Origin of the sequence: Lutibacter sp., from assembly GCF_040883305.1 — a bacterium.
GTDB lineage: Bacteria > Bacteroidota > Bacteroidia > Flavobacteriales > Flavobacteriaceae > Lutibacter.
The window spans coordinates 1-4,767 of sequence record NZ_JBFLKT010000384.1; the positions used below are offsets into that span (position 1 = coordinate 1).

The 4,767-nt window shown below is 30.9% G+C and carries 5 protein-coding genes; 4 read left to right on the forward strand and 1 reads right to left on the reverse strand.

Features of this window, described 5'->3' with window-relative positions; all coding sequences use genetic code 11:
* Positions 1-1,505: hypothetical protein (locus tag AB1Z17_RS12335; protein ID WP_368052091.1), on the reverse strand; the 1,505-nt coding region annotated here is incomplete at its 3' end.
* 154 nt (positions 1,506-1,659) lie between these two features.
* Between AB1Z17_RS12335 and rpsL the strand changes: the two genes are divergently transcribed.
* The 4 genes from rpsL to AB1Z17_RS12355 all read left to right on the forward strand — a co-directional run.
* The gene (gene rpsL, locus AB1Z17_RS12340; protein WP_068206887.1) at positions 1,660-2,034 is read left to right on the forward strand and encodes a 30S ribosomal protein S12; all 375 of its coding nucleotides are present in this window, start codon (positions 1,660-1,662) and stop codon (positions 2,032-2,034) included.
* A gap of 23 nt (positions 2,035-2,057) precedes the next feature.
* On the forward strand, positions 2,058-2,534 hold the full coding sequence (gene rpsG, locus AB1Z17_RS12345) for a 30S ribosomal protein S7 (RefSeq protein WP_134248795.1): 477 nt from the start codon (positions 2,058-2,060) through the stop codon (positions 2,532-2,534).
* Positions 2,535-2,544: 10 nt separating this feature from the next.
* On the forward strand, positions 2,545-4,662 hold the full coding sequence (gene fusA / locus AB1Z17_RS12350; RefSeq protein ID WP_368052092.1) for an elongation factor G: 2,118 nt from the start codon (positions 2,545-2,547) through the stop codon (positions 4,660-4,662).
* Between the two features lie 17 nt (positions 4,663-4,679).
* A partial coding sequence (locus AB1Z17_RS12355) for a 30S ribosomal protein S10 (RefSeq protein WP_368052093.1) occupies positions 4,680-4,767 on the forward strand: 88 nt, incomplete at its 3' end.

Below are 4,767 nucleotides of genomic sequence, written 5' to 3' on the forward strand. Positions count from 1 at the left end.
CCGAAATCGGAAATAGTGTATAGATAATTTGTTTTAGTTGTATAAAAAATATATTCCAAATTAGTTAAATTATAATTTGATGTTAATATACTTTGGTCGTCAAAACCTCTAATGGAGTTTATTCCTCCTATTAAGAATAGTTCATTTTCAAAAATTTTCGAAGTATTAAGAATTTCTGTTGTATTTTTTATAAAAATTTGATTTTTACTATTTAAATTCCATAAATAATTAACAATTGCCAACCCTTTAGATTGGTTTCTTTTGGTTACTGATGTGTTTCTAGTTCCAATTAAATAGTTTAGTTCTATTAATAACTTATTTTTTAATAAAAAAGCCTGTGGCTGGTATAAATATGAGATTCCGTAAAGTTTTTTTGTATATGATTCAATTCCGTTAATATTTGCGCTTCCCAAAATGGTAGAATTCTCATGGTTAGCAATACTTTTTATTGAATGGTTTCTGTCGAGACTGTAAATTAACGCAATTTGTGTATTTAGACTATTATAGATGGTATCTTTTCTATAAATATTAAAACTTCCATTTAGACTAAATTTACTTTTTAATATATATGGTGTATTTAAATTTATTTTCAGTGAAGTATTCTTATCACCATTGTTTTTCCAGTTGATGTCAATTTGCTCTCCTATATCAAATATATTATTAAGATTTAAGTTTAAAAACCCATTAATAGTTAATGAATTGTTTTTTGAATTGGAAAAGCCAATTACACCTTCAAATTGATTAATGTTTTGTTTGCTGAGATACAGGTATAGAGCAGTGGAGTCTTTTGTAAATAAAACCTCTGGGTTTTTTATTTGCGAAACAAAAGGTATGGTGTTAATTTGTGCTTGTATTCTAGTAAGAAAGTTATTGTTAAAAACGGTATTCTTTTTTATTTCTAAATAATGCTTCAAATATTTTTCAGGAAATTTATCATAATCTCTAATTATAATGGTGTCTATTGTTCTTTTAGCAGTGGCATCTAGATTAAGTGTGGCTTCAATTACACTATTTTTTAAATTTAAATCTTTCAACGATGCTTTTACAAAAGTAAATCCCTGTTTTTCATAATGTTTGGTAATTGTGGTAAGTTTATCTTGAATTGTTGTTGGTGAAGTTTCAAAATACTGATTGTTAAAATTAATAGAAAGTCTTTTAAGTAATTCGGGTTTTAAATTAATGTCATTATAGTAAACTCGTATTATGTTTATTCTTTTATTAAGTGAAAAGTCACACATTATTAAAGAGTCCTTTTCTTCCAAAATATATTGGTTATTTATAAAACCTTTGGTTGAAAAATATAAAGCAATGGAATCTATTTCTTTAAGAATGGATTTTTTGTTTAAATGATACTTTTTATAATCAATTGCATCTATAATAGGTTTATCGGCACTGTCTTTTGAATAAATTTTTAACTCAAAACTTTGAGAGTAACTATTTATTGAGGAAATAGTAAAAAAAACGATTACAAAAAGAAGCTTAAAATTGGGTTTCAAATCATTCAAAATTATAGTGTGAATATACATTATATATATTGTGAAAAACAAATTGTAAAAATAAAATATTTACATATTTGATTAACAAGAAATTATTTGTACATTTGCGCACTCTTAGAAATAACCTAGGAGATTTAAAAACAATTAATAACAAGATTTTAGTATGCCAACAATTTCGCAATTAGTACGAAAAGGAAGAACCAAAATAACTAAGAAGAGTAAATCGGCTGCTTTAAATTCATGTCCTCAACGTAGAGGAGTATGTACACGTGTTTACACTACAACGCCTAAAAAACCAAATTCAGCAATGCGTAAAGTTGCAAGGGTAAGGTTAACAAATGGTAATGAAGTAAATGCTTACATCCCAGGAGAAGGACATAATTTACAAGAGCACTCGATAGTATTAGTTAGAGGTGGAAGGGTTAAAGATTTACCAGGAGTTAGGTATCATATAGTGCGTGGAGCATTAGATACTGCAGGTGTTGATGGAAGAACACAACGTCGCTCTAAATACGGTACAAAAGCACCTAAAAAGTAATTTAAAAACTTTAATGTAAAGACATGAGAAAAAGAAAGGCGAAAAAAAGAGTTCTTTTACCAGATCCTAAATTTAACGATCAGTTAGTTACGCGTTTTGTAAATAACTTAATGTGGGATGGTAAAAAATCTGTAGCTTTTAAAGTTTTTTACGATGCTTTAGATATCGTAGAACAAAAGAAACAAGACGAAGAGAAAACATCATTAGAATTGTGGAAAGACGCATTAAGTAATGTAATGCCTCAAGTTGAAGTGCGTAGCCGTCGTGTTGGTGGTGCAACATTTCAAATTCCAATGCAAATTAGACCAGATAGAAAAGTGTCTATGGCAATTAAATGGTTAATTTCTTATTCAAGAAAAAGAAATGAAAAATCTATGGCTCAGCGTTTAGCTGCTGAAGTATTAGCTGCTGCAAAAGAAGAAGGTGCTGCTGTTAAGAAAAGAATGGACGTTCATAAAATGGCCGATGCTAATAAAGCATTCTCTCACCTTAGATTTTAATAAATAGAAGATGGCAAGAGATTTAAAATATACAAGAAATATTGGAATTGCAGCTCATATTGATGCAGGTAAAACTACCTGTACAGAGCGAATTCTTTATTATACAGGAGTTTCTCACAAAATTGGAGAAGTACATGATGGTGCAGCTACAATGGACTGGATGGAGCAAGAGCAAGAAAGAGGTATTACAATTACTTCTGCTGCTACTACTTGTGAATGGGTGTTTCCAAGAGAAAATGGGGAACCAACTAAAGATGCTAAAGGATATCACTTTAATATAATTGATACTCCAGGTCACGTTGATTTTACGGTTGAAGTAAATCGTTCATTACGTGTTTTAGATGGTTTAGTTTTTCTTTTTAGTGCAGTAGATGGTGTTGAGCCACAATCTGAAACTAACTGGAGATTAGCAGATAACTATAAAGTACCAAGAATTGGATTCGTAAATAAAATGGACCGTCAAGGTTCTAACTTTTTAGGAGTTTGTCAGCAAGTTAAAGAAATGTTAGGCTCTAATGCAGTTCCTATCGTTATGAATATTGGTGATGAAGAAAATTTTAAAGGTGTAGTTGATTTAGTTAAGAATCGTGCAATCATTTGGCATGATGAAACACTAGGATCTACTTTTGATATTGTTGAAATTCCAGAAGATTTAAAAGAAGAAGCAAAAGAATTAAGAGGTAAACTTATTGAAGAAGTTGCTGCTTATGATGAAAGTCTTTTGGAAAAATATATGGAAGATGAAGATTCTATAACTGAAGATGAAGTGCATGCTGCCCTTCGTGCTGCGGTAATGGATATGTCTATTATTCCAATGATTTGTGGTTCAGCGTTTAAAAATAAGGGTGTACAATTCTTATTAGATGCTGTTTGTAGATATTTACCAGCACCAATAGATAAAGAAGGTGTGGTGGGTGTTAATCCAAATACTGAATTGGAAGAAATTCGTAAACCAAGTGTAAAAGAACCATTTGCTGCTTTAGCATTTAAAATAGCAACTGACCCTTATGTTGGTCGTTTAGCATTTTTTAGAGCTTATTCTGGACGTTTAGACGCTGGTTCTTATATATATAATAGCAGATCAGGTAAAAAAGAACGTATTTCACGTATTTACCAAATGCACTCAAACAAGCAAAATGCTATCGATTATATTGAAGCAGGTGATATTGGTGCAGGTGTTGGATTTAAAGATATCAAAACTGGTGATACAATGTGTGATGAAAAACATCCTATTGTATTAGAGTCTATGGATTTTCCTGATCCAGTAATCGGTATTGCAGTTGAGCCTAAAACAAAAGCAGATGTTGATAAATTAGGTATGGCTTTAAGTAAATTAGCTGAAGAGGATCCTACATTTACTGTAAAAACAGATGAAGCTTCTGGACAAACAATTATTTCTGGAATGGGTGAATTACATTTAGAAATTATTGTAGATCGTTTAAAACGTGAGTTTAAAGTTGAGGTGAACGAAGGGCAACCTCAAGTAGAATATAAAGAAGCTATTACAGCGAAAGCAGATCACCGTGAAGTTTATAAAAAACAGTCGGGTGGACGTGGTAAATTTGCAGATATTAAATTTATTATGGAGCCTGTAGCTGATGGTGAAACCGGATTGATATTTGAAAATAATATTAAAGGAGGTAATGTTCCTAAAGAGTTTATTCCTTCAATTGAAAAAGGATTTAAGGTAGCTATGAAAAATGGTCCTTTAGCTGGATTTGAAATGGATAGCTTAAAAGTTACTTTATATGATGGTTCTTTCCACGCAGTGGATTCAGATCAATTATCGTTTGAGTTAGCGGCAAAAATGGGATATAAAGCTGCTGCAAAAGCTGCAAAAGCTGTGATACTTGAACCTATTATGAAAATAGCTGTAGTAACTCCTGAAGAAAATATGGGAGATATTGTAGGAGATTTAAATAGAAGAAGAGGTCAGGTAAATGCTATGGACGATAGATCTGGAGCGAAAGTTGTAAAAGCAACAGTTCCATTATCAGAAATGTTTGGTTATGTTACTACATTAAGAACATTATCATCTGGTAGAGCATCATCTTCTATGGAGTTTTCACATTATGAACAATGTCCTTCTAACGTTTCGGAAGAAGTTATAGCAAAAGCAAAGGGTTAATCTCTAAATTATAAACGATGAGTCAAAAAATTAGAATAAAGTTAAAATCGTACGATTACAATTTAGTAGATAAATCTGCTGAAAAAATTGTAAAAACCGTGAAAA